The organism is Rothia sp. HMSC071B01, assembly GCF_001808945.1.
Classification (GTDB): Bacteria; Actinomycetota; Actinomycetes; order Actinomycetales; family Micrococcaceae; genus Rothia.
Window position 1 is genome coordinate 80,313 of the sequence record NZ_KV795081.1, and the last position, 22,171, is coordinate 102,483.

The window sequence follows — 22,171 nt, forward strand, 5'->3', positions numbered from 1 at the left end:
CCCTCCAAGTCCCAATCCGGGGGCAAGTACCGCCCTCAAAAGCGATTTAGCGTCCGGTCATACCCAGCAGCTCATTCGCACGAACGCGAGCCCAACGCTCCGCGTTCAGTACAGCCTCCAGCGTCAAATCAGCGTCAGAAACAGCCTCAGCGCTGCCGGTGTGCTCCTCCAGCACGCGCGCCACCGAATCGACAATGTCGGTAAAGCGAATCGCGCCCGCATGGAATGCTGCCACGGCTTCCTCATTGGCGGCGTTGAACACTGCCGGGTGCGTGCCGCCGACCTTACCGGCGTCCTTGATCATGCGCACGGCGGGGAATGCGTCCTCGTCCAGCGGCTCAAAAGTCCAGGATGCAGCCTTCGACCAGTCACAAGCAGGCACAGCACCGGGGATTCGGTGCGGCCAGGTCAGACCCAGCGCGATGGGCAGAACCATGCTCGGCGGGGACGCCTGCGCAATGGTCGATCCATCCACGAACTGCACCATGGAATGCACGATGGACTGCGGGTGAACCGCCACGTCAATACGGTCCAGATCCACGCCGAACAGGTGGTGTGCCTCAAGCACTTCGAGTGCCTTGTTGACCATGGTTGCCGAGTTGGTGGTGACGACCAGGCCCATATCCCAGGTGGGGTGTGCGAGCGCCTGCGCGGGGGTCACGTCGTGCAGCTGTTCGCGTTTGTAGCCGCGGAACGGGCCGCCCGATGCGGTGAGGATGAGTCGGTCGATTTCTGCGTCGGTTCCGGAGGCGAGCGCCTGCGCGAGGGCGGAGTGTTCGGAGTCGACGGGCACCATGGGGGTGTTCAGGGGGGATGCGTCGACGGCGGCGCGTACGAGCGGGCCGCCTGCGATGAGGGATTCCTTGTTGGCCAGTGCCACGCGGTAGCCGCTGTTGAGGGCGGTGAGGGTCGGTTCCAGGCCGATGGAGCCGGTGATGCCGTTGAGGACGGTGTCTGCCGGGTGTGCTGCCGCCTGTACGGAGGCTTCGGCGCCGTGAGCGATTTGCGGGGTGTAGCCGGTGGCGCCTGCTTCGGAGGCTGCCGCCTCGATGAGGTCGCGGAGGCGCTGCGCGTCGTCTGCGGTGCCGCTGGTGGCGACCAGTTCGGCGCGCACGTGTACTGCCTGGCGTGCGAGCAGTTCGAGGGATCGGGAGCCTGCGGAGAGGGCGACGACCTTCAGCGGTGCGTCGTCGGCGGAGGCGCTGGTGCCCTTGAGCGCGGCGAGGTGGTCGATGACTTCCATGGCTTGGGTGCCGATGGAGCCGGTTGAGCCGAGGAGGGTGACGCGCTGCGGTGCGCGGGTGAGTTCTGTGAGGGCGTCGGTGAGGCGGTCGCGGCTGCCGCCGACGCGTGCTGAGGATCCAAACTTCATGGTTCTAGTGTCTCATGAGCTCGCGGGTACGTCCGGGTACTGGCGCTGCCTCTCATGTTAGAAGGCCCAGCGTAGACGAACCCCAGAATAGATGAACCCCAGCATAGAAGACCCCAGCTTAGAAGACCCCAGCGCAGAAGAATCCCCCACCCTGGTACGGGGCGGGGGATTCAACACTTCACGTTTTAGAGCAGATCCTGCAGCAGCTCAATGCAGCGGTCCAGGAAAGCATCCACCTGGGATTCTTCGTAGCTGACGGTGCCGGAGGCGGGGCGGAACTTTGCGTGGCGCACCACGGAGGGGTCCAGCGGCTCTTCGCTGTTGAGCTGGGCGTACACGCGGTCGCAGATGGCGTCCACGTCGCCAACGAAGTAGCCCATGTGGCGGCGCTTGCTGGGGCGGCGGAAACGCTCACCGGCGGGGCGTTCCAGGCGGCCTGCGAGCAGTTCACCGGTCTCTACGAGGGAGCGTTCCCAGTTGTCCAGGCCGTACGCCTCAATGTAGCGGCTGCGTTCGAGCTTGGCGAAGCGTTCCTCAATCTTTTCGAGGGCGCGGTCGACCACATCCAGCTGGTAGCCGCCGGGTTCTTCACGGAAGACGACCTGGCGGATTCGTCGGGAGGTGTAGAGGTCTTCGGGTAGCTCGGCGGCTCCGCTGAGCTTCTCGTAGTCCTCGGCGAGGCGGGTGAACAGGCGGTCTACTTCACTGCGCTTGTAGCCGGGTTCGGTTTCTGCTGCACGGGCAAATCCGCCTCCGTGGGTGGTGCTTGCCAAGGTGGCTCCTCTCGACGATTGAACTTTAAGAATACCAATGCGCAGGCTACCTGGTGCAAGGTGGGCGAGCGGTGTCTTAGATATAGCCTTTTACGCCCCTCATCAACGGATACAGCGAAAGCGGGTACAGCAAAGGCGGGGCGCTCCTCCCCCACTCGTGGGAAGAAACGCCCCGCCTCCATAAGCGATAAAAGCTTGAAGCTTTAGAGCGGCATAATAAACCGGAAAATCAGGCAACCAGCCGCCGCAGCGAAAAGAATCGAGTCCAGGCGATCCATCATGCCACCGTGACCGGGCAGGATATTCGACATGTCCTTCACACCCATACGGCGCTTGAACACGGACTCCACCAGGTCACCGGCAGTCGAAGCGACCACCATGACCGCCGCCAGCGGAATAGCCCAATACCAGGGCGAACCCATGACCGCCAAGGCGATAGCGCCAACAACCGCCGAGCCGACGAAGGAACCAGCCAGACCCTCCCAGCTTTTCTTCGGGGAGATCTTCGGCGCCATCGGGTGCTTACCCCAATTCACACCGGCAATAAAGCCGAACGTGTCATTGCAGATGGCCATCAGCAGAATCATGAGGATGCCGCGCTCGCCGTGGTCCGTCTGGAAGTAGACCATGGCAATGCCCAGCATCAGCGGCACCCACAGCAGAGCCAGGGCGCTACCGCTCAAAGACTTACCCAGTGAGACCTGACGGTCAGCACGCACGAGAGCAGAAGAAAGCAGCAGCGCCAGCAGGCTCACCGCCAGGGCGATGCCCAGCCCGGTAAAACCGAACAGGAAAGACACCACCACAATTGCGCCAGACAGGGCACCCAGCAGGTATTCCGGGATGCCGTAGCCGCGGCGGGTGTTGAGCACGTGCCCAATCTCCCAGGCGCCCAGGCCAGCCGCGGCAGCTGCAAGCGCCACAAAAACCGGCTGGTAAATGAGGCCCAGCACCAATAGCACGCCGAAACCGACGCCCACACTAATAGCGGCGGGCAGGTTACGGCCAGCTTTGGCGCTGCGCGACTTCACCGGCGTTGCAGCGGTCTGCGGGCTCGGCTGTGGAGCAGGCGGCGCGCCTCTCTCTTCTTTCGCTTCTTTGCGTGTACTCATTAGGGTTTAGACCTCGAGCAGTTCAGCTTCCTTGTGCTTGTACAGTGCGTCGACCTGGTCGATGTGCTTCTTGGTCTGTGCGTCCAGTTCCTTCTCAGCACGCGCGCCTTCGTCTTCACCGATTTCGCTGTCCTTGACCAGCTTGTCAATAGCGGTCTTAGCGTGGCGGCGAACGTTACGGATGGAGATACGAGCCTCTTCAGCCTTGTGGTTGACGAGCTTGGTGTATTCCTTACGGCGCTCAGCGGTCATTTCGGGCATGACAACGCGGATAGCTGCACCGTCGTTGCTGGGGTTAACACCCAGGTCGGAGTCACGCAGAGCCTTCTCGATAGCTGCCAGTGCGGTCACGTCGAAGGGAACGATCTTGACGGTACGTGCGTCCTCAACGTTGAAGGACACCAGCTGCTGCAGCGGGGTCGGCGCACCGTAGTACTCTGCGGTCAGGCCGCTGAAGATTGCGGGGTTCACACGACCGGTACGAACCTTAGCGAACTCAGTCTTGGTTGCTTCGATGGTCTTTTCCATCTTCTCGCCGGCTTCGGCAAGGATTTCTTCGATCACGAAAGGATCTCCTTTGTCGGAATTCTGGGGTGCCAGAATTGTCGGTGGGCGCACGCTCAGCCCTCATGATTCCCCACCGGTCCGCGGCGCATCCGAGGCGAAAACCGTAAGGATAATGCGAAGTCGACGGGAAAGAGGCAGAACGTCGTATTTGATATAAGTCTAGACGGTACCGGCGGGCATAAGCGAGTTTTAGCGCCTACCCGCGCGGTACCGTCCAGAATAAGTCCGCGCTATCGAGCACGGTCACAATGTGAGGGCGCGTTCCGTACGCCCCAACCTAAAAATTTAGGCGTTAGCGAGTAACGAGGGTACCCATCTTCTCGCCCAGAATTGCGCGGGTCACGTTGCCGTCACCCTGCATGCCGAACACGCGCATGGTCACGTTGTTGTCGCGGCACAGGGAGAACGCGGTCTGATCCAGCACGCGGATGTTGCGCTGCATTGCCTCATCGTAGGTGAGGTTGTACAGGCGCTCAGCGTTGGGGTCCTTGTTCGGGTCAGCAGTGTAGATGCCGTCCACGCCGTTCTTAGCCACCAGAACCTCATCTGCGTGGATTTCCAGGGCGCGCTGAGCAGCCACAGTGTCGGTGGAGAAGTAGGGCAGACCCGCGCCAGCACCGAAGATCACGACGCGGTCCTTCTGCATGTGGCGAATCGCGCGGCGAGGAATGTAAGTCTCAGCAACCTGCGGCATGGTGATAGCCGACTGAACGCGGGTGTCAATACCCTCCTGCTCCAGGAAGTCCTGCAGAGCCAGGGAGTTCATCACGGTGCCGAGCATACCCATGTAGTCTGCTCGGGAGCGGTCCATGCCCGCCTGAGAGAGTTCAGCGCCACGGAAGAAGTTGCCGCCACCAATCACGATGGAGGTTTCAACCTGGCCGACGGTTGCGGCGATCTGCTTGGCGATGCTGCGCACGACCTCGGTCGAAATACCAACTTCGCCGCCACCAAAAACCTCACCGGAAAGCTTGAGCAAAACGCGGCGGCGGCCGGTTTCGTCATGGTGAATCGGGTGCGAAATAGCTTCGGGCATGGTTCCTCCAGTGGCTTACCTAGGGGTTGTTATAGGTGATCGGGGCGGACTCCTGCCGCCTAGTCCTTATCAAGGATACAGCAAAGCCGGGTAGCCACCAGTGGTGACTACCCGGCTTCAGGCTATAATCCCAACCTCATACGACTTCCCTTACCGGGAACCCGCAATACGGGAGGGCAGAACTGCAGCGAGTCCTTATGCGCCCACGCGGAAACGTGCGAATGCGGTAGCGGTTGCGCCAGCCTCGGACAGAACCTGTGCGACAGACTTCTTGGAGTCCTTCGCGAAGTCCTGATCGAGCAGGGTGTTCTCCTTGAAGAAGCCCTTCAGGCGACCCTCAACAATCTTGTCCAGAATCTTCTCGGGCTTGCCCTCAGCGATTGCGGTCTCGCGAGCAACGCGCTTCTCGGTCTCGATCTGGTCTGCGGGGATGGACTCAGAATCCAGGTACTTGGGGCTCATTGCAGCAATGTGCACTGCAACGTCGTGTGCGATCTCGTCGGTGTTCTCACCGGAGACAGCCAGCAGAACGCCAACCTGTGCCGGCAGGTCCTTGGAGGTCTTGTGCAGGTAAACTGCAACGTTCTCGCCCTCAACGCGTGCAACGCGGCGGACAACGATCTTCTCGCCGAGCAGTGCACCAGCGTCGGTGGTCAGCTCCTCAACGGTCTTGCCCTCGTAGGATGCAGCCTGCAGCTCTTCCAGGGTGGAAGCGTCAGCAGCAATAGCAGCCTCGAGCACGTTCTGGCCGAAAGCGATGAAGGGGTCGGACTTTGCCACGAAGTCGGTCTCGGAGTTGACCTCGATCATGTAGCCAACGCCGTTCTCAACGCGTGCAGCCACCAGACCCTCAGCGGTTGCGCGACCCTCGCGCTTGGTGATGCCCTTCAGACCCTTAACGCGGATGATCTCGGCAGCCTTCTGCTGGTCGCCGTTAGCCTCGTCCAGAGCCTTCTTGACGTCGAGCATACCTGCGCCGGTCTTCTCGCGCAGTGCCTTGATGTCTGCTGCGGTGTAGTTCGCCATTGTGAACTCCTTGTGTTGCTGTAATAAATCGGGATGACATCCCGGTGGTACATATGGCGGACGGCGCCGCGCCCAGGTCAGGGCGGGCGCCGTCCGAACGTGGTCCCCGCGGGCGGGGGGCCACAAAGCATAAAGCTTAGTGGGCTAAGAAAGCTTACTTAGCTGCCTCTTCAGCCTGTGCAGCCTCGTGCTGCTCCAGGAGCTCGCGCTCCCAAGCTGCCATGGGCTCCTCAGCTGCTTCAGCCTTGCCGTTCTTCTTAGCGTTGCGCTCGATCAGGCCGGCTGCCACTGCGTCAGCAATCACGCGGGTGAGCAGGTTGACGGAGCGGATAGCGTCGTCGTTACCGGGGATCGGGAAAGCAACCTCGTCGGGGTCGCAGTTGGTGTCGAGGATAGCAACAACGGGGATGCCCAGCTTCTGAGCCTCGTTAACTGCCAGGTGCTCCTTCTTGGTGTCAACAACCCACAGGAGGGAGGGAACCTTGGACAGGTTGCGGATACCGCCGAGGGTCTTCTCGAGCTTCTCGAACTCGCGACGCATGAGGAGCAGTTCCTTCTTGGTGTAGCGAGAACCTGCTACATCGTCGAAGTCAATCTGCTCGAGTTCCTTCATGCGCTCGATGCTCTTGGAGATGGTGCTGAAGTTGGTCAGCATACCACCGAGCCAGCGGTGGTTCACGTAGGGCATGTTCACGCGGGTTGCCTGCTCAGCGATAACTTCCTGAGCCTGCTTCTTGGTACCCACGAACAGGATGTTGCCACCGTGTGCGACGGTCGACTTAACAGCCTCGTATGCCTTGTCGATGAAGGCGAGGGACTGCTGCAGGTCGATGATGTAGATGCCGTTGCGCTCGGTCAGGATGAAACGCTTCATCTTGGGGTTCCAACGGCGGGTCTGGTGACCGAAGTGAACGCCGGAGTCCAGCATTTCACGCATAGTTACGACGGGCATGTCGTCTCCTTTGTGGTGCCGCGCGGACCTCCCATTCGGGCTAGCCCAACGCGCGCATAGTAGTTATCAGTTTTTCCTGGCGGCGGTTAGCGTTCACGGTTACCCGTTCAGCTCAGGCCCTAACCACCCCGTATGGGTGGACCGAAGGTCCCTTATCGGCTCCCCATGTGAGGATGCCGCTCACGCCGCGCGTCGTCAGTGGTACTGTGCGGAATCCCTTGAAGAGGGAGAATACCCGCGCAGGCACACTGCAATACGACATTGTACCGTATATTCCGCGATTAATCCGCCGGGTTGGGGTTAAAACCTGCGCGGGCGGTGCGGGTGTGTGCAGGGGCACTGTGGATAAAGGATTTTAAGGCGCAAACAGCGGGGTTATCCACAATTTTTCGTGAGGCGCTGCGGGGCGGGGCGATTCGTGATGTGCTCAGAAGATGAAGCAGAACATGATGACATTAGCGATAACGCTACGGCGCGCGATGCTGATGGCGTGCTGCCTGCTGGGTGCACTTGTGAGCGCGGGCGGGCAGGGCTACACGGGTGGGCAGAGCTACGCGGGCAGTCAGGGTTATTTGGGCAGTCAGGGTTATTCGGGCTGGCTCAGTTTTACAGGCGGGGCAGGGTTTACTGACGGTGCCATCTCAAGTGCACAAGCTCCCAGCAGCGCACACGTTCCCCACACCGTTGAGCTCACCGCGAGCCGACTACGCTACCGCTCCCCCACCGCCGAATCCAGACCGCGGGTGATCCACCCCTTTGAGAAGCCCGCCCAACGCTGGAGTGCCGGGCATCGCGGCGTAGACCTCGCCGTGCCCGAACACGACCGGCGCGTCTACGCACCGGCACCCGGCAAAGTGGTGTTCAGCGGCACGGTCGTCAACCGCAAAGTGCTGGTCATTGCGCATCCGGATGGGCGGCGCAGCACCTTCGAACCCATGGACGAGGCACTCCCGGCCGGCACCACCGTTGCAGCCGGTGAGGTCATCGGCACCGTCGCAGTCACGGCAGGCGGCAACAGCGAGCGCCCCTACCGGCGGTGCTCCACTCCCTGCCTGTACTGGGGTGTACGCCAGGGAGGCGCCCGCGGGGACGGCAGCGGCAAGACCGCCGAGTACATCAACCCCATGAGCCTGCTAGGGTCGAAGGAGCCGAGCATTCTACTTCCCGTGCCGGGCGGATACTAGGGGCGGACACTCGCACTGGCAGTCATTGGGTACGGCTGTGGCCCGTCACCTCCCCAGAAGGAGGCAACGGGGCCACAGGATCCAGACTAGGGGCGTTCTCTAGCGGGTTGCTAGAGGCTGCTACTTACTGGAGGACGTCACCGTCATCAGCACCGAACTGGTTCGGCTGAGTGGACTGCTCAGTGGGAGGGACATACGCCGGCATTGCCTTGGTCGGTTCAGTCTCACCGTAGTGCAAGCCCTGCTGCGGGGTGAACACCTGAGTCGGCGAATCATCACCGACAGTGTAGGCGGTGTTCTGTGCCGGGTAACCGGGCTGAGCAGCATAACCGTTCTGTACCGGGTAGCCGTTCTGTGCCGCGTATCCGCCCTGTGCCGGGTAGCCATTCTGTACGTCAGCCTGGGTTGCACCGTAACCGGTCGCAACACCCGCCGCAGCACCCAGTGCCGCAGCCGAAGCGGCACGACGCTCACGACCCTTCGCGCGAGCCGCCGCGATCTTCTTGCGGAACAGGAACAGCAGAACCAGGATGAGCAGCAGCAGACCCACAATAACCGCATCCACGATTACGTCAGTCATGCTCAGACCGGACACCGGAACAGTCAGACCGGAGGTGCTACTGACACCGCGGTCGGTCTTGACGCTCAGCTCGCCACCATTCACGGTCAGCTGCACGTGCTGAGAGCTCTTCGCGATGCTGTTCGCGGCATCTACCTTCTGCTGCTCCAGCGAGGAGAAGGTCGGAGCCTTGAAGGTGAACTCGAAGGGAGCCGCGTAGTAGTTACCCAGCTTCGAAGAGAGCTTAATCTCAGGGGTCACAATGTAGTCGGAGCCGAAGGGGTGGTAGCCACCGGGGCGGGTAACGGTCACCTTCGAATCGGGCAGGTATTCGTTCAGGCGCTGGTTGAACTCGTTCTGGTCCTTACCGCGAACCTTCACGCTCACGATGGTGGCGTCGCCGTCCTGACGAACCTCGGTCTCGTCATTACCGCCGCCTGCGAAAACGTCCTTGAGCTTCTGCTCAGCACCCGCAACATCCGCGGTCGGGAATGCGTAGAGGAAACGAGCTTCCATGGAACCATCCAGGCCCAGGGAGGTAGCCACCTTCATACTCTTCATCTCAATCTGACGTGAAGAAACACGGTCAACCGCAATGAGAGTACTGCTACCACCAGAACGGGAGGAGCTAGCGCGCCCCTCAGGGTCCACCATGTAGGACTTATCGTTGGTGTCCATGATGGTCAGAGTCAGGCCATCACCGCTCGGGGAGCACAGCAGCGCGCAGTCCAGCAGACCCGAAATCTTCTTCTGAACGGTGAAGTTATTATCCTTCGCCACTACCTCACGGCTAGCGGAGAGATCGGTACTACCTGCACCAAACAGCTTCTTGAGACCATTTCCCAAATCCTCAATCGAAGAAGCGCTAAAGGTCAGGGTACGGCCCACTTCTTCCTTCGCGCTGGCGGTCGATGCGGAAGGAGCGTATGCCTTCGCCTGCGAGGATTCCAGACCCTTCTTCAGCTCGGAGCCCTCAGGCTTGACCTGGTTCAGGTAGGCGTCGACCGCAGCGGCGGTCTCGGTGTTCATGATTTCCTTCGCAACGAAGGAGATGGCGACGTCATAACCGCCGTCCTTCTCCTTCACGTCAAGGATGACGTTACGGAAACCGCGGTCCTGAACATCCTTCGCGGAAATCTTAGACCCACCGGAGTTCTTCACTTCCTTCTCGCCAAACTTCACAGTGGTTTCATCACTACTGCTGAGAACGCTGTTCTTATTGGAAGCAGACACAACACCGTCCACTACCAGAGCTTCAGGAAGCCAGCCCAGCAGATCGCCCGAGCTGAAGTTTTCCTTCACCTGAATACCCTGCACCAGACCCTGGTCAGAGTTGACGATGCTAATCTGCGGCTTGATGTCGGAGCCCGAAGCCTTCAGCAGAGAGGTCACCTTGGAGTGGTACTCGTCCACGGAGGAGAAGGATACCTTGAAAGTCGCACGAGCCTTGTCACCCTCAGACTGAATACCTTCGTATTCCAGGCCCTCGGGCAGGTGCTTACGTACGGACGCATCCAGTGCCTGGGTTCCACCCTTAACCTTGTCCTGGTTATCCTTCATGTTGAAGGAAACCAGAATGGTGCGGGTACCCTTCTCAGCGCTCTCAAGGCCCAGCTGGGTCTCAATCTTTGCGCTGCAGGCGCTCAGAATCAGGGCGGCAATGGTCAACAGAACCGCCAGGAACATCCAGCGCTGACGAGTCGGCGCGCTCGGGGCGTGAGTCATCGCGTGCATACTAGGCTCCCATCAGGCGAATCGCCACGTAATAGACGACCATGGACGCCAGAACCCATGCGGTGCTCAGCGCCGCGTGCATGATAATCGGGGACTTCGCGAAGCGGCCCAGACGGTTCAGACCCAGATAGGTGAGAGCCTCACCCGAGAACACGGCGAAAGCAAGCACCAGGACTATGAGCATGGTCAGGAAGAACGCACCACCACCGCTACGGGTGAGGGTCAGGAAGAACACGAGCAGGTTCAGCACCAGGAACGAAGGAATCAGCGCCAGGGAAGACACCGACACGGCGTGCATACTCGCGGTGAAGGAGGTCGGCGCCTTACCGATACGCGCGGTCAGCTGCAGCTGCACACCGCGCAGAACCTGCACACCGAAGATTGCAAGAGCCATCAGCACGTACGCCAGAATCATGCGTCCGGTCGGTACAGCCTGTGCTGCGTAGGCACCACCGTAAGCGGCACCGCCTCGACCGCCGAACATGTAGCCCACCATGGACATCGCGATAACGGCAGCCAGGATAATCAGCTGGCTGAAGAAGAAGGCACCCACCAGCGCCTGCAGAGTCGTGGGAACAATCCAACCCCACGCACCGGCGGCAGAGATGCGGGCGTGCGCGGTCGCCGGGTTGCTGGAGAAAACGTCCAGGAACGCGTTCCAGGTAGCGCCCAGTGCCTTCACCGCCGGATGCGGTGCGCTCGGCGCATAGGTTGCCTGGCCGGGCTGACCGGGCTGCGCGGCCCCAGGCTGAGCAGTACCGGGCTGGGGTGCGGCGGCAGGCTGACCGGGCTGTGCGGGGGCTGCCTGAGCCTCAGCATTCGGCTGTGCATTAGCGTTTACCGGCGTGGGCTGAGGCGCCTGCTGCGGCTGGACGGGTTGCTGAGGTGCTACCGGCGCGGCAGGCTGAGCAGCATTACCCTGCTGGCTCGGCTGCACAGGCTGGCTCGGCTGAGCAGCCTGAGCTGCATTACCCGGCTGAGCAGCCTGACCCGGAAGCGAAGCATCCTGCGCGGGGTGTGCGCCGGCATCGTAGCCGTAGCCTCCGGCTGCACCCTGCGACGGGTTGTTGGGAGTGTTCTCCGACATTGAGATCCTCTCGTATGATGTGTGGAAGCAACACCTACCGGCTGAATCGGCATCTACCGGCGGCATCGCACTGTCTTTCGTGACAAGACTCTTCAACCCTACCGTATTGAACGCTATGATGCGTCTTCGTTCGTCATTTACTCATTTTCATCACCGTTGATGCATTCCATGCACGAAAATAGGCCCCCTGAGAGTACGACAAAAGAGCGCGAAAAAGGGCGCGAAAAAGCCCCGCCCGCCGACAAGTGGGTGAAGTCGACGGGCGGGGCCGTAGGGAGTGCGGGGCTCGAACCCGCGACCAAGGGATTATGAGTCCCCTGCTCTAACCGGCTGAGCTAACTCCCCATCCGGTGCAGTGACGGCGCGCAATGGGCGCCAGCACCATCCTCTAGAGTACCTGAACGGCGACTGAGAACGAAAAACGCTCTCTCCTACTCACCGCTCGGAGGCCTAGAGAAGCTTAGCGGCGCGAATCCAGGTAACGCTGGTACGGAGCGTCGCTCACGTACAGCTCCTCGAAGGTACGCCAGGTGTTCTCAGCACTGTGGAAGCCCACGATGCGGCGGGATTCGCGACCCATCTGCTCACGCTCAGCGGCGGGCAGGGAGAGCACTGCCTCCAGCTTCTTCGCCAAATCCTGAGCATTATTGGGTTCGAAGAGGTAGCCGTTCACGCCATCCTCCACCAGGTGCGGCAGAGCCAGCGCATTCGCAAGCACCACGGGGGTGGAGGCGCTCATCGCCTCCAGGGAAACCAGGGACTGCAGTTCTGCGGTACCGGGCTGGCAGAACACGTCAGCCATCTGGTACACCTCGGGCAGATGCTCATCCGGAACGAAGCCACGGAAAATCACACGGTCGGACACGCCGCAAGCGTGCGCCTTCTGCTCGAGAGCCTCACGCAGCTCACCACCACCGGCAATATCCAGCACCACGTGCTCGAGGGTATCGGGCAGCAGGGAGAGCGCCTCGATGAGCACGTCCACGTTCTTCTCTTCGGCAAGGCGACCCACGAAGGCAATACGCAGCTCACCGGGAACCTTGCCGGCGTCAGCGCCCTCAGCCAGCTCGTAGTCGCTGATCTCAATACCGTTAGAAACCGGCATGACGGGGCGGTCAAAATGGCCCAGGTCGCGCATCGCATCCGCACCAATCTGGGTGGGGGTGGTAACGACCGCAGTCTTGGAGAAGCAGAAACGCATATCCTTCCAGGTGACCTTCTCAATCACGCGCTTCACGGGAGAAGGGAAGGGCAGGAACGGGTCAAGGTTCGCCGGCATGAAGTGGTTCGTTGCGATGACGCGGATACCGCGGCGCTTCGCCTGGAAAATGAGGGCACGGCCAATAATGTAGTGGCACTGCACGTGCACCACATCCGGGCGGACCTCGTCAAGGATTGCGCCGACCTCGGACCAAATCTCCCAGGGCACGCAGATGCGGTTCGTCTCGTGGGTCGGGGGCAGGTGCGAGCGCAGGCGGTGCTCCACGATGCCACTCTCTACTTCGGTGCGGTAGCTGGGGCCGGGGATGGGGCTGGCGGCGACCACGTGCACGGAGTGACCTCGCTTGAGCATGGAGGTGGCAAGGCGGTGACCGAATTGTGCTGCACCGTTGATGTCCGGCGGGTAGGTTTCTGCGCCAATCAGAATCGTCTTTGCCTGTTCCATGACGGGGCTCCTCATCGGGGTGTAGTGTGTCGGTGACTTTGGGGTTTCGGGTGCGACGGTGCGCCGCTTCTACCTCTGTCTGCCGCGTGCACCGGGTGGGTCCAGTACGTACAGCACTTGTCTATTCTACCTGTGAGCTGCGTCCTTCTCCGATTTGTGGCGGGCGGCTTTGGCTGGGAGTTACCTCTAAACCTCACGCTGAGACAGAAGCCAGCAACCTGCCCGTAGACGCACAAACGCCCCGATACGAGTATCGGGGCGTTTAGACGCCGACGTTAAACCTGTGCCGGTTTTAGCGGCGACTGGGTTTATGGTGTACCGGGTTTAGCGGCGTACCAGGCGGTTCAGGAAGTGCAGGACGGTTGCAATGGATGCGCCCAGTGCTGCGAAGGACTTCCAGCGTGCCTGCAGAACCTCGGGCTTGCGCACGTTCTCTGCCAGGCCGCGGCCGGTAGCTGCTGCACCTGCGGCAACCTCGGAGGGCACTGCCTTGAGAGCGTCCAGAGCCTGCTGGGTGTTGTTCTGAACGTCGCCGGTGTAGGACTGCAGGTCGTCGCGCAGGGCTGCCAGATGCTGGCGACGCTCTGCGGTGCGCTGCTTGAGCTCTTCGAAGGTCGGCGGCTTGGGCTCTTCCTCACCGCGTGCCTTGCGCTCTTCAGCTTCCTGACGTGCGCGTTCTGCTGCCTCTTCAGCTTCCTTAGCCTTCTGCTCAGCGCGCTCTGCCTGTTCCTTCTTCAGGCGCTCAGCGGACATAGCGGTACCTTCCTTGAGTACGCCGAGGTCGAAGAGCAGACCAAAGATTGCGGATTCGGGCTTGAACGGCAGCTGTGCCTTGACCTTCTTCAGGCCGACCAGGGCGCAGATTGCCAGGACGATGAGGAAGATGAGGGCGAAGACCAGCGCGGATGCCCAGTAGGGCATGACGGTGCCGAGGCCGAGGATTGCTGCGGCGACCAGCGCGATGATCAGGAACAGACCGAAGACTGCTGCGACGCCGAAGAAGGCTGCGCCCTTACCAACGGCGATGCCCTTGGCCTTCAGTTCGTGCTTTGCAATCTGGATTTCGTCCTTGACCTGGCTGGGTCCGAGGGTCTTGAAGGTTTTGCCAGCGTCGATGATGTTCGCGACGCCGGACTTAATCCCGCTGATGCCAGCAAAGAAACCCTTGGGTGCCTTGGGATTAGTAGTAGTGGTCATGACCACCTCTCCGTGACGTGTTTTTGGAGGCTTCTTTTTCGCACTCCACCTCCTATAGTTTAGCCCCTTATGGTACCCCTGCGTGACCGTTTGAACGGGGGTTTGCGCTATCTCTTCAGGTATTTTCGACTTTCTGAGGTTTGTATTGAGCTGCGGGCGTAGCATTCTGGGCTTGGTTGCGCCTGTGGATTTGCTCTGGAGTAGGCGTAAGAGGATGCCGATGCGCCGCTCCCCCGCTACGCGCCGAGTGGGCGTGTGGTTGATGTGGGTGGGGAACTTTCCTGTGCGTTAGACTTCACATTTTTGCAGGGTACATTTTTACAGGGTGAAGTATCTTTGCCTCGCCGGGGGCGTAAGCCCGAGGAGTTACTCATTCACGACTTGGAGAGAACGTTCCGACTGGACTCGATACAGCGGGGTGACGGTTTTTCCGAGCGCGCGAGGAAGTAAAAACCGTTATCCCGCCGAGGGCGTAAGCCCGAGGGGTTGCTGGTTCACGACTTGGGGAGAACGTTCCGACTGGACTCGAACTAGCGAGGCGAAGATTTTCCGAGCGCGCGAGGAAACAAAAATCTTTGCCTCGCCGAGGGCGCAAGCCCGAGGGGTTACTGGTTCGAGTCAGAGGAACGTATATAGCAAGAACCCCCGAGGCTTCGCCTCGGGGGTTCTTGCTATATTTGCTCCCCCGACTGGACTCGAACCAGTAACCCTTCGATTAACAGTCGAATGCTCTGCCAATTGAGCTACGGGGGATTATTTTGTTTTCGTTGCTGGTTTCCCTTGCAACGAGTAATAACTATACCGGGGCTGTTTGGGCTCCGCAACTTGAAATGCCGTGAAGTGCATCACTCTTTGGGTTGTGTGGCTGGATTGGGTGGTGCAGGCTCCGGCGAACCCGCGGTATTCCCCGGCAACCTGCAGAACACAGGACATTCGGCAGGTTGCCGGGGCGTAGCGGAAGAACCGTACTTAGCCGCGCTGGGCTGTGAGCTGGCGGCGGCGCATTTCCAGTTCGAGAAGCTGACGCTGTACCGCTTCGAACTCTTCGTCGTCGGGGTTGGCGCTGAGCTGTTCCAGGCGCATCATCAGGTCGGATTTTTGGCGGGCGATTTGCTGTTCGAATAGGGCGTTGAGCGCACCAGTCACAAAACCGGGCAGACGCTCAGCGCTACTGACCGGTAGCGGTGAGACGGCGAGCTCTGCGATGGCGGGGTGTACGCCCTCCACAGCGCCGGAGCGCACGCAGTTAATCCATTCGATGCCGGGGGTGGGCGCCATGACGGTTGCCGCGTGAATAATGCCGGCGGCCACCTCGCGGTGGGTGCGGTAGCGGAACTGCACAGTGGCGAGGTTACGCCACTGTTCCACACTGATGAGCTCGGGGTGCTGCAGGGCAATCTCAAGTGCCGCCTTTTCGAGGCGGGCAACCGGGTCGCGCGGGTCGGGGGTGAGGAATTCCTCGACGGCGGGGGCGGTCACCTCCGGCTGGGGTGCGGCGGGCTGAATGCTACTCGGCGGGTGCGCGGCAGCGTTCTGCCCTGCGTAGGCGCTGGGTGCGGCGTGGTCTTCTGGTGGCGGTGCGTCGTAGGCGGGGTCGTAGGGCGCGTCAGCATGAACTGCGCCCTGAGCACCCGCGTAACCCGGCGCGCCCACGTAACCCTGAGCGCCCCCATAGCCCGGCGTGCCCGACACTCCCTGCGGCCCCTCATTCAGACGCTCGTAACGCGGCGCGGCGACGGCCTCCGCCTGCTGGGTGCGCGAAAGCTTCGGGTGGTTCTGCGCGTACGCCACGGCGCGCTGAATCTCGTCCAACTCCAGGCCGAGCTGACCGGACACCTTACGCATGTAGGCGGGGCGCAGGTCGCGGTCCTTGATGCCGGCGATAATCGGGGCGATGGCGCGCATCGCCAGCACGCGGCCCTCCAGGGTCGCCAGGTCGTACTTGGCGAGGGTCGAATCAATCGCAAACTCGAACAGCGGGCGGCGCGAAGCGATTAGCGAGCGCACGGCGGCGTCGCCCTTGTGTAGGCGCAGGTCGCAGGGGTCCATGCCGTTCTCGGCAACCGCCACGAAGGTCTGCGCGACGAAGCGCTGGTCCTCCTGGAAGGCGGCCATGGCGGCTTTCTGGCCTGCGGCGTCGCCGTCGAAGGTGAAGATGATTTCGCCGCCGGAGCCGTCGTCGGTAATCATGCGGCGCACCATCTTGATGTGGCCGGGACCGAATGCGGTGCCGCAGGTGGCAACGGCGGTGGTGATGCCGGCGAGGTGTGCCGCCATGACGTCCGTGTAGCCTTCCACGATGACGACCTGCTTAGTCTTGGTCATATCGCGTTTTGCCAGGTCAATGCCGTAGAGCACCTGGGATTTCTTGTACAGCTGCGTCTCGGGGGTGTTCAGGTATTTGGGGCCCTGGTCGTCGTCGAAGAGGCGGCGAGCACCGAAGCCGATGGTTTCACCGGCGATGGTGCGAATCGGCCAGATGATGCGGCCGCGGAAGCGGTCGTACAGGCCTCGGTTGCCCTCCGAGAACATGCCGGTCGCCTTCAGCTCCTCATCCGTGAAGCCCTGGGAGCGAAGGTGCTTGAGCAAGTGATCCCAGCCACGCGGGGCGTAGCCGACACCGAACTTGCGGGTTGCGGCGGGGTCAAAACCGCGGGCGCCGAGGAAGCGCTGCGCCTTCTGAGCATCAGCGCTGTAGAGGTTGCGTTCGAAGAACTCGGCGGCAATCTTGTGCGCGTCGAGCAGGCGGCGGCGCATACCCGCCTCATAGCGGTCGCCGGGCTTACCGCCCTCATAGTGCAGGGTGTAGCCGATACGGGCGGCTAGACGCTCCACCGTCTCAACGAAACTGGTGTGTTCCATCGCCATGACGAAGGAGTACACGTCACCGGATTCACCGCAGCCGAAGCAGTGGTACGAGCCGACCTGCGGGCGCACGTTGAAGGAGGGCGTGCGCTCGTCGTGGAACGGGCACAGCCCCTTGAAGGTGCCTATACCGGCGCTTTTGAGGCTCACATAGCCTTCAATGATTTCGCGGATATCGGTACGGGCGCGGACTTCGTCAATGTCTTCTTTGCGGATTAATCCAGCCATAAACTCAATTCTACGGTGAGGGTCAACAGGTAGCGTCTGCAGGCGTTATGGGCGCGGGAAATAACGCACGAACAGGCTCACAAAAAGGATGCGCCGCGACGCGCAAACAGCACGCCGCGGCACACAAGTACAGGTGCTTAGCCGCCGGAAATATCCAGCTCAGCCTCCACCAGACCCAAACGCTCAGCATCGCCGAGGATGCGCGAATCCAGCCAGCCGTCGGGCAGGTGCGGCTGCTTGGGGCTGCCGGCACGACCGCGCGAACCCTCCACAGCGGCACCAGGGTAACCAATCGAGTGGTCCAGCTGAGCAATCAGCTCACGGAACGTCGCCAGGTCGGGCACCTGAGCCATCTTCGCACGCAGCTCACCGCCAACCGGGTAGCCCTTGAAGTACCACGCCACGTGCTTGCGAATCTCGCGCAGGCCGCGGGTTTCATCGCCGAAAGTCTCCACCAGCAGTTCTGCGTGGCGGTAAATCATGTCCGACACCTCGGTCAGGGTCGGGCGGATACGCTCCGACGAACCCTCAAACGCATTCTGTAGGTCGCCAAACAGCCACGGGCGACCCTGGCAACCGCGACCGATCACGACGCCGTCCACGCCGGTCTGCTCAACCATGCGCACCGCATCCTCGGCGGAGAAAATATCGCCATTACCCAGGATCGGCACATCCGGAATCAGCTCACGCAGCTGCGCAATAGAATCCCAGTCAGCCTTACCCGAATAATGCTGAGCCGCAGTACGACCGTGCAGGGCAATCGCCGCAACACCGGCATCACGCGCGATCTTGGCGGACTCCAAGAACGTAATGTGGTCATCGTCGATGCCCTTACGCATCTTAATGGTCAGCGGAATATCGTTGCGGGATGCCTCCTTCACCGCGGTCTGCACAATCGCAGTGAACAGGTCAGTCTTCCAGGGCAGGGCGGCACCGCCACCGCGGCGAGTCACCTTAGGAGCCGGGCAGCCAAAGTTCAAGTCAATGTGGTCGGCACGGTCCTCTTCAACGACCATGCGCACAGCCTTACCGACGTTGACCGCGTCCACACCGTAAATCTGGATGGATCGGATCTTCTCGTCCGGGTCATGCTCAATAATGCGCATGGACTCGGGCTTACGCTCCACCAGGGCGCGCGCAGTCACCATTTCGGTAACGTACAGGCCGCCGCCATATTCACTGCAGAGGCGGCGGAAAGCCTTATTGGTCACGCCAGCCATCGGGGCGAGGACCACGGGGGTGTCAACGGTCAGTTTGCCCAGCTTCAGGGGCGGAAGAGTCAGACGGGGTGCTTCAGAATTCACCCCTATATTGTGGCATACGGGGGCAAATCGGGAACCGGACTCAGCTGAGGGGATACAGCGGGCACAGTACAGCGGCACGGCAGCCGCTCGGAGGCGCAGCAGCACAACACAGCACAGGCTCAGCAACCGCAAGGAGGCGCAGGCACGCCAAAGGGCGGGGAAGCACTCCGCTCCCCCGCCCCTTTCAGCAAGAATCAGCCAGCAGGCCCGGTGCCGAGAATACACTCGGGAATCTACCCGGAACCTACCCGAGAACCTACTCGGTCACGTAAATATAGGTCGGATCCCCCTCCACCGAGGCAGTACCTGCACGCAGCAGCACGTCGGTCACCTGAACCAGCGCCTCCATGGCGTCGTCAACCTCAACCAGCACCGGGTACTTAGCGCTCAGCAGGGACAGCACCTGCATAATCGCCTCCACGGCGCCCTCATTATCGAAGTCGTAACCCAGCAGCAACTCCGTGGCGGTCTTCTCATCCACCAGCGCCGCCTCCGGGTCAGTCTCAAAGGGGTGGTAGCTCACCGCAAACGCAACAATCGGGCCCTTCTTACCCTCGGCAGCAGCCTCACGAATATGGTCGCGAAGCACCACGGCACCAAAGGCACGCACCTCATCCGAAAGGAAGTAGCGGTTCACCGTGCCCAAACCAACCTCGGCGGGAACATCCCACTCGTGGGCGCGGCGGTAGAAATCCCACAGCGCGGCTGTCAGCTCCACCGAACCGGTCGCCAAATCCTCAATCGCCTGAGTCTCGTTACCGTCGGCATCCTCACGCAGAGACACCGGGGGAATTGCGCCCGGCTCCACACGCACCATGCGGGAACGCTGAACCAGCTTCATGCCGGCAGCCTGTGCGAACTCCTCACCATCGCTAAACGGGGCGAGCTTCACGCGCAGAGCAGTGGTCTGGCCGTGCGCCGCCGCAATCTCACGCAACGCATTCAGCAGGGCAGTACCAATACCCTGACGGCGGTGATCAGCCGCCACCTCGATGTAGGACCACAGACGCGTCGGATGCAGCAGCGAAGCCACCACAGTACCCGCAGCCACCGGCACACCAGAAACAGTCACCACCAGGGTGCGGCTAAACGGCGCATCCGTATCCGGGCCGAAAAGGCCACGCTGGCGCTCCTCAACCTCATTGCGGGCAGAGCTCCAAATCTCAAGCAGGGCAAGGTCATCACCCTCCTGCCAAGGGCGAACCTCAAATTTTTCGCTGAGGCGTTCAGCCATCTCCGTGCACCTTTCCTTCGCTCGCGTCAAACGTGCCAATCAGTCTAACCAGGGTAGCCCAAATACACGACGGCGGGTAGCCTCTTTCGCTCTAAGAGGCTACCCGCCGACCGTGTTATGAATTATTTTTAGCCTGCCAGGCGTGCAGCCAGGTAGGACTTCACCTGATCCAGAGCCACACGCTCCTGGTTCATGGTGTCACGCTCGCGGATGGTCACAGCCTGGTCCTCAAGAGTGTCAAAGTCCACGGTGATGCAGAACGGGGTACCAATCTCATCCTGGCGGCGGTAACGGCGGCCAATAGCGCCCGCCTCGTCGTAGTCCACGTTCCACTGGCCACGCAGCTCATTCGCCAGCTTGGTTGCAGGCTCAGACAGTTCAGCCTTCTTCGACAACGGCAGAACAGCAGCCTTCACCGGTGCCAGACGCGGATCAAGCTTCAGCACGACGCGCTTGTCCACGCCACCCTTAGTGTTCGGCGCCTCATCCTCGACGTATGCGTCAACAAGGAACGCCATCATGGAGCGGGTCAGACCGAAGGACGGCTCAATCACGTACGGCACGTAACGCTCACCGGTAGCCTGGTCGAAGTACTCAAGCTTCGCGTTAGAGTGCTCATTGTGCACGCCCAGGTCGTAATCGGTACGGTTCGCAACGCCCATCAGCTCGCCCCACTCGGAACCCTGGAAGCCGAAGCGGTACTCAACGTCAATAGTGCCAGCCGAGTAGTGTGCACGCTCCTCCTTAGGAACGTCGAAGCGGCGCATGTTATCCGGGTTAATACCCAGGTCAACAAACCAGTTCCAGCAGTCCTCAACCCACTCGTTGAAGTACTTATCAGCGTCATCCGGGTGCACAAAGTACTCAATTTCCATCTGCTCGAACTCACGAGTACGGAAAATAAAGTTACCGGGAGTGATCTCGTTACGGAACGACTTACCAATCTGGCCAATACCGAACGGCGGGCGCTTACGAGAAGCAGTGACCACATTGTTGAAGTTCACGAAAATACCCTGAGCGGTCTCCGGGCGCAGGAAGTGCAGGCCCTCCTCATTATCAACCGGGCCCAGGTAAGTCTTCATCAGACCGGAGAAGTTCTGCGGCTCAGTCCACTCACCGCGAGTACCACAGTTCGGGCAAGCAATCTCTTCCATGCCCTCAGCCGCGCGGCCCTTCTTCGCCTCAAAGTTCTCCAGCAGGTGATCCTGACGCAGACGCTTGTGGCAGGACAGGCACTCAACCAGCGGGTCGGTGAAGGTCGCCACGTGACCGGATGCCTCCCACACTGCACGAGGCAGAATAACGGAGGAGTCCAGGCCGACCATGTCCGCGCGGGAGCGGACGAAACGCTGCCACCACTGCTGGCGGATGTTTTCCTTCAGCTCCACGCCGAGGGGACCGTAGTCCCATGCGGAGCGGGAACCGCCGTAGATTTCACCGGCCTGGAAAACAAAGCCGCGGCGCTTTGCGAGCGCAATAACGTTATCGAGGGTGGACTTTTCAGCCATAGTTACTCCTTCTGCCCCGCCACCGGCTGTGGCGTGCGTGAGTTCGGGTTGATGGGGGCGCTACCCAGAGCAGGGCGCCCGGTGTTCGCGCTCATCGGCGCAATATGCACACTTTTTGATGCAAGACACCAGGGTACCATCACCAACCCGCCCCTGGGTATGCCCACCAGGCCCACCACCGCCCCATTTTTCGGGAAGCCAGGACGTACCCGGCGGGATAAACTAGGAAGCATGGAAGAAATTTTTATTCGCGACGACATGATCCGCCTCGGCCAGTTCCTCAAGCTCGCCAACCTCGTAGAGGACGGCGCGCAGGCACGCGAGGTCATTCAGCACGGCCTGGTCAAGGTCAACGGCGACATTGAAGAAGCACGCGGCAAGCAGCTGCACCCCGGCGACACCGTCAGCTTTAACGGCGTGACCGTGAAGGTTGCGCACGAGGACTAATCCAGCCTCTTATTCCGTTTGAGATGCGCCTTTGTGGCAAGGCTCGGAGGCAGTGCTCGTCCTCGTTCCTTTCCCTACCCCCTACCGGAGGCGGGGCGCGCCGCATATTTCCTCCGCGCCTACGCAGGGGCACCCGTCACCCGGACGCTCCGCTCTTCTCCTTGCTTCGCATCGGAGAGCGTCCGGGCTGACACCCTGAGGGCGCATCCGGAAAACGCGGCCGCGCCCGCACAGCTCTACGGACAGGCCTGCTAACTCCAGCGCAGAAAGGCGGTATCGTCCGAACGTGACATCAGGGTGCCCGAAGCGAAGCGAGGGCG

At 61.1% G+C, this 22,171-nt stretch carries 17 protein-coding genes and 2 tRNA genes; 2 read left to right on the forward strand and 17 right to left on the reverse strand.

All coding sequences use genetic code 11. The annotated features are described in order from the left end of the window. Positions 1–46 precede the first annotated feature (46 nt). From dxr to rpsB, 7 genes are all read right to left on the reverse strand, one after another. On the reverse strand, positions 47–1,372 hold the full coding sequence (dxr, locus tag HMPREF2527_RS08510) for a 1-deoxy-D-xylulose-5-phosphate reductoisomerase (RefSeq protein ID WP_070507746.1): 1,326 nt from the start codon (positions 1,370–1,372) through the stop codon (positions 47–49). A 185-nt stretch (positions 1,373–1,557) separates the two neighbouring features. Next, on the reverse strand, positions 1,558–2,145 hold the full coding sequence (locus tag HMPREF2527_RS08515; RefSeq protein WP_012903944.1) for a cell division protein DivIVA: 588 nt from the start codon (positions 2,143–2,145) through the stop codon (positions 1,558–1,560). Positions 2,146–2,348: 203 nt separating this feature from the next. Continuing rightward, positions 2,349–3,257 (reverse strand): phosphatidate cytidylyltransferase, encoded by a 909-nt coding sequence (locus HMPREF2527_RS08520; RefSeq protein WP_070507748.1) that lies wholly within the window; start codon positions 3,255–3,257, stop codon positions 2,349–2,351. A gap of 6 nt (positions 3,258–3,263) precedes the next feature. Next, a complete protein-coding gene (gene frr / locus HMPREF2527_RS08525; protein WP_044150664.1) occupies positions 3,264–3,821 on the reverse strand; it encodes a ribosome recycling factor in 558 nt (185 codons plus the stop codon). A 295-nt stretch (positions 3,822–4,116) separates the two neighbouring features. Next, the gene (gene pyrH / locus HMPREF2527_RS08530; RefSeq protein ID WP_012903948.1) at positions 4,117–4,860 is read right to left on the reverse strand and encodes a UMP kinase; all 744 of its coding nucleotides are present in this window, start codon (positions 4,858–4,860) and stop codon (positions 4,117–4,119) included. Between the two features lie 195 nt (positions 4,861–5,055). Next, complete coding sequence (gene tsf / locus HMPREF2527_RS08535) at positions 5,056–5,886, reverse strand: translation elongation factor Ts (RefSeq protein ID WP_005507065.1); 831 nt, start codon at positions 5,884–5,886, stop codon at positions 5,056–5,058. A gap of 154 nt (positions 5,887–6,040) precedes the next feature. After that, entirely contained in the window at positions 6,041–6,838 is a 798-nt protein-coding gene (gene rpsB / locus HMPREF2527_RS08540) for a 30S ribosomal protein S2 (protein ID WP_005508818.1), read from the reverse strand. 434 nt (positions 6,839–7,272) lie between these two features. On the opposite strand from rpsB, the gene HMPREF2527_RS09920 reads away from it, so the two are divergent. Further along, positions 7,273–8,022: a M23 family metallopeptidase gene (locus HMPREF2527_RS09920; protein ID WP_246824797.1), complete on the forward strand. Its 750-nt coding sequence runs from the start codon at positions 7,273–7,275 to the stop codon at positions 8,020–8,022. 124 nt (positions 8,023–8,146) lie between these two features. Here the strand turns inward: HMPREF2527_RS09920 and HMPREF2527_RS08550 are convergent, their stop codons facing one another. From HMPREF2527_RS08550 to HMPREF2527_RS08595, 10 genes are all read right to left on the reverse strand, one after another. Next, entirely contained in the window at positions 8,147–10,315 is a 2,169-nt protein-coding gene (locus HMPREF2527_RS08550) for a flagellar motor protein (RefSeq protein WP_070507750.1), read from the reverse strand. Between the two features lies 1 nt (position 10,316). After that, on the reverse strand, positions 10,317–11,402 hold the full coding sequence (locus tag HMPREF2527_RS08555; protein WP_070507753.1) for a hypothetical protein: 1,086 nt from the start codon (positions 11,400–11,402) through the stop codon (positions 10,317–10,319). Between the two features lie 271 nt (positions 11,403–11,673). After that, positions 11,674–11,747, reverse strand: a tRNA-Ile gene (locus HMPREF2527_RS08560). Between the two features lie 115 nt (positions 11,748–11,862). Then, positions 11,863–13,068 (reverse strand): glycosyltransferase, encoded by a 1,206-nt coding sequence (locus HMPREF2527_RS08565; protein ID WP_070507755.1) that lies wholly within the window; start codon positions 13,066–13,068, stop codon positions 11,863–11,865. 324 nt (positions 13,069–13,392) lie between these two features. Further along, entirely contained in the window at positions 13,393–14,265 is an 873-nt protein-coding gene (locus tag HMPREF2527_RS08570) for a phage holin family protein (RefSeq protein ID WP_070507758.1), read from the reverse strand. Between the two features lie 680 nt (positions 14,266–14,945). Then, a tRNA-Asn gene (locus HMPREF2527_RS08575) sits at positions 14,946–15,018 on the reverse strand. A 216-nt stretch (positions 15,019–15,234) separates the two neighbouring features. After that, the gene (dnaG, locus tag HMPREF2527_RS08580; protein WP_070507760.1) at positions 15,235–17,358 is read right to left on the reverse strand and encodes a DNA primase; all 2,124 of its coding nucleotides are present in this window, start codon (positions 17,356–17,358) and stop codon (positions 15,235–15,237) included. Between the two features lie 137 nt (positions 17,359–17,495). Further along, positions 17,496–18,662 (reverse strand): tRNA dihydrouridine synthase DusB, encoded by a 1,167-nt coding sequence (gene dusB / locus HMPREF2527_RS08585; protein ID WP_049341672.1) that lies wholly within the window; start codon positions 18,660–18,662, stop codon positions 17,496–17,498. Positions 18,663–18,918: 256 nt separating this feature from the next. Continuing rightward, positions 18,919–19,896, reverse strand: coding sequence for a GNAT family N-acetyltransferase (locus HMPREF2527_RS08590; protein ID WP_070507761.1), 978 nt, complete (start codon positions 19,894–19,896; stop codon positions 18,919–18,921). 128 nt (positions 19,897–20,024) lie between these two features. Then, on the reverse strand, positions 20,025–21,404 hold the full coding sequence (locus HMPREF2527_RS08595) for a glycine--tRNA ligase (protein ID WP_070507764.1): 1,380 nt from the start codon (positions 21,402–21,404) through the stop codon (positions 20,025–20,027). Between the two features lie 231 nt (positions 21,405–21,635). Between HMPREF2527_RS08595 and HMPREF2527_RS08600 the strand changes: the two genes are divergently transcribed. Next, on the forward strand, positions 21,636–21,851 hold the full coding sequence (locus HMPREF2527_RS08600) for an RNA-binding S4 domain-containing protein (protein WP_060823767.1): 216 nt from the start codon (positions 21,636–21,638) through the stop codon (positions 21,849–21,851). The last annotated feature ends 320 nt before the right edge of the window (positions 21,852–22,171 follow it).

What these genes read in the sequence shown, in the direction of transcription:
- dxr (WP_070507746.1), bottom strand. Translation starts at nt 1,372, where the DNA reads ATGAAGTTTGGATCCTCAGCACGCGTCGGCGGCAGCCGCGACCGCCTC.
- HMPREF2527_RS08520 (WP_070507748.1), bottom strand. Translation starts at nt 3,257, where the DNA reads ATGAGTACACGCAAAGAAGCGAAAGAAGAGAGAGGCGCGCCGCCTGCT.
- pyrH (WP_012903948.1), bottom strand. Translation starts at nt 4,860, where the DNA reads ATGCCCGAAGCTATTTCGCACCCGATTCACCATGACGAAACCGGCCGC.
- tsf (WP_005507065.1), bottom strand. Translation starts at nt 5,886, where the DNA reads ATGGCGAACTACACCGCAGCAGACATCAAGGCACTGCGCGAGAAGACC.
- rpsB (WP_005508818.1), bottom strand. Translation starts at nt 6,838, where the DNA reads ATGCCCGTCGTAACTATGCGTGAAATGCTGGACTCCGGCGTTCACTTC.
- HMPREF2527_RS09920 (WP_246824797.1), top strand. Translation starts at nt 7,273, where the DNA reads ATGAAGCAGAACATGATGACATTAGCGATAACGCTACGGCGCGCGATG.
- HMPREF2527_RS08550 (WP_070507750.1), bottom strand. Translation starts at nt 10,315, where the DNA reads ATGCACGCGATGACTCACGCCCCGAGCGCGCCGACTCGTCAGCGCTGG.
- HMPREF2527_RS08555 (WP_070507753.1), bottom strand. Translation starts at nt 11,402, where the DNA reads ATGTCGGAGAACACTCCCAACAACCCGTCGCAGGGTGCAGCCGGAGGC.
- HMPREF2527_RS08565 (WP_070507755.1), bottom strand. Translation starts at nt 13,068, where the DNA reads ATGGAACAGGCAAAGACGATTCTGATTGGCGCAGAAACCTACCCGCCG.
- HMPREF2527_RS08570 (WP_070507758.1), bottom strand. Translation starts at nt 14,265, where the DNA reads ATGACCACTACTACTAATCCCAAGGCACCCAAGGGTTTCTTTGCTGGC.
- dnaG (WP_070507760.1), bottom strand. Translation starts at nt 17,358, where the DNA reads ATGGCTGGATTAATCCGCAAAGAAGACATTGACGAAGTCCGCGCCCGT.
- HMPREF2527_RS08590 (WP_070507761.1), bottom strand. Translation starts at nt 19,896, where the DNA reads ATGGCTGAACGCCTCAGCGAAAAATTTGAGGTTCGCCCTTGGCAGGAG.
- HMPREF2527_RS08595 (WP_070507764.1), bottom strand. Translation starts at nt 21,404, where the DNA reads ATGGCTGAAAAGTCCACCCTCGATAACGTTATTGCGCTCGCAAAGCGC.
- HMPREF2527_RS08600 (WP_060823767.1), top strand. Translation starts at nt 21,636, where the DNA reads ATGGAAGAAATTTTTATTCGCGACGACATGATCCGCCTCGGCCAGTTC.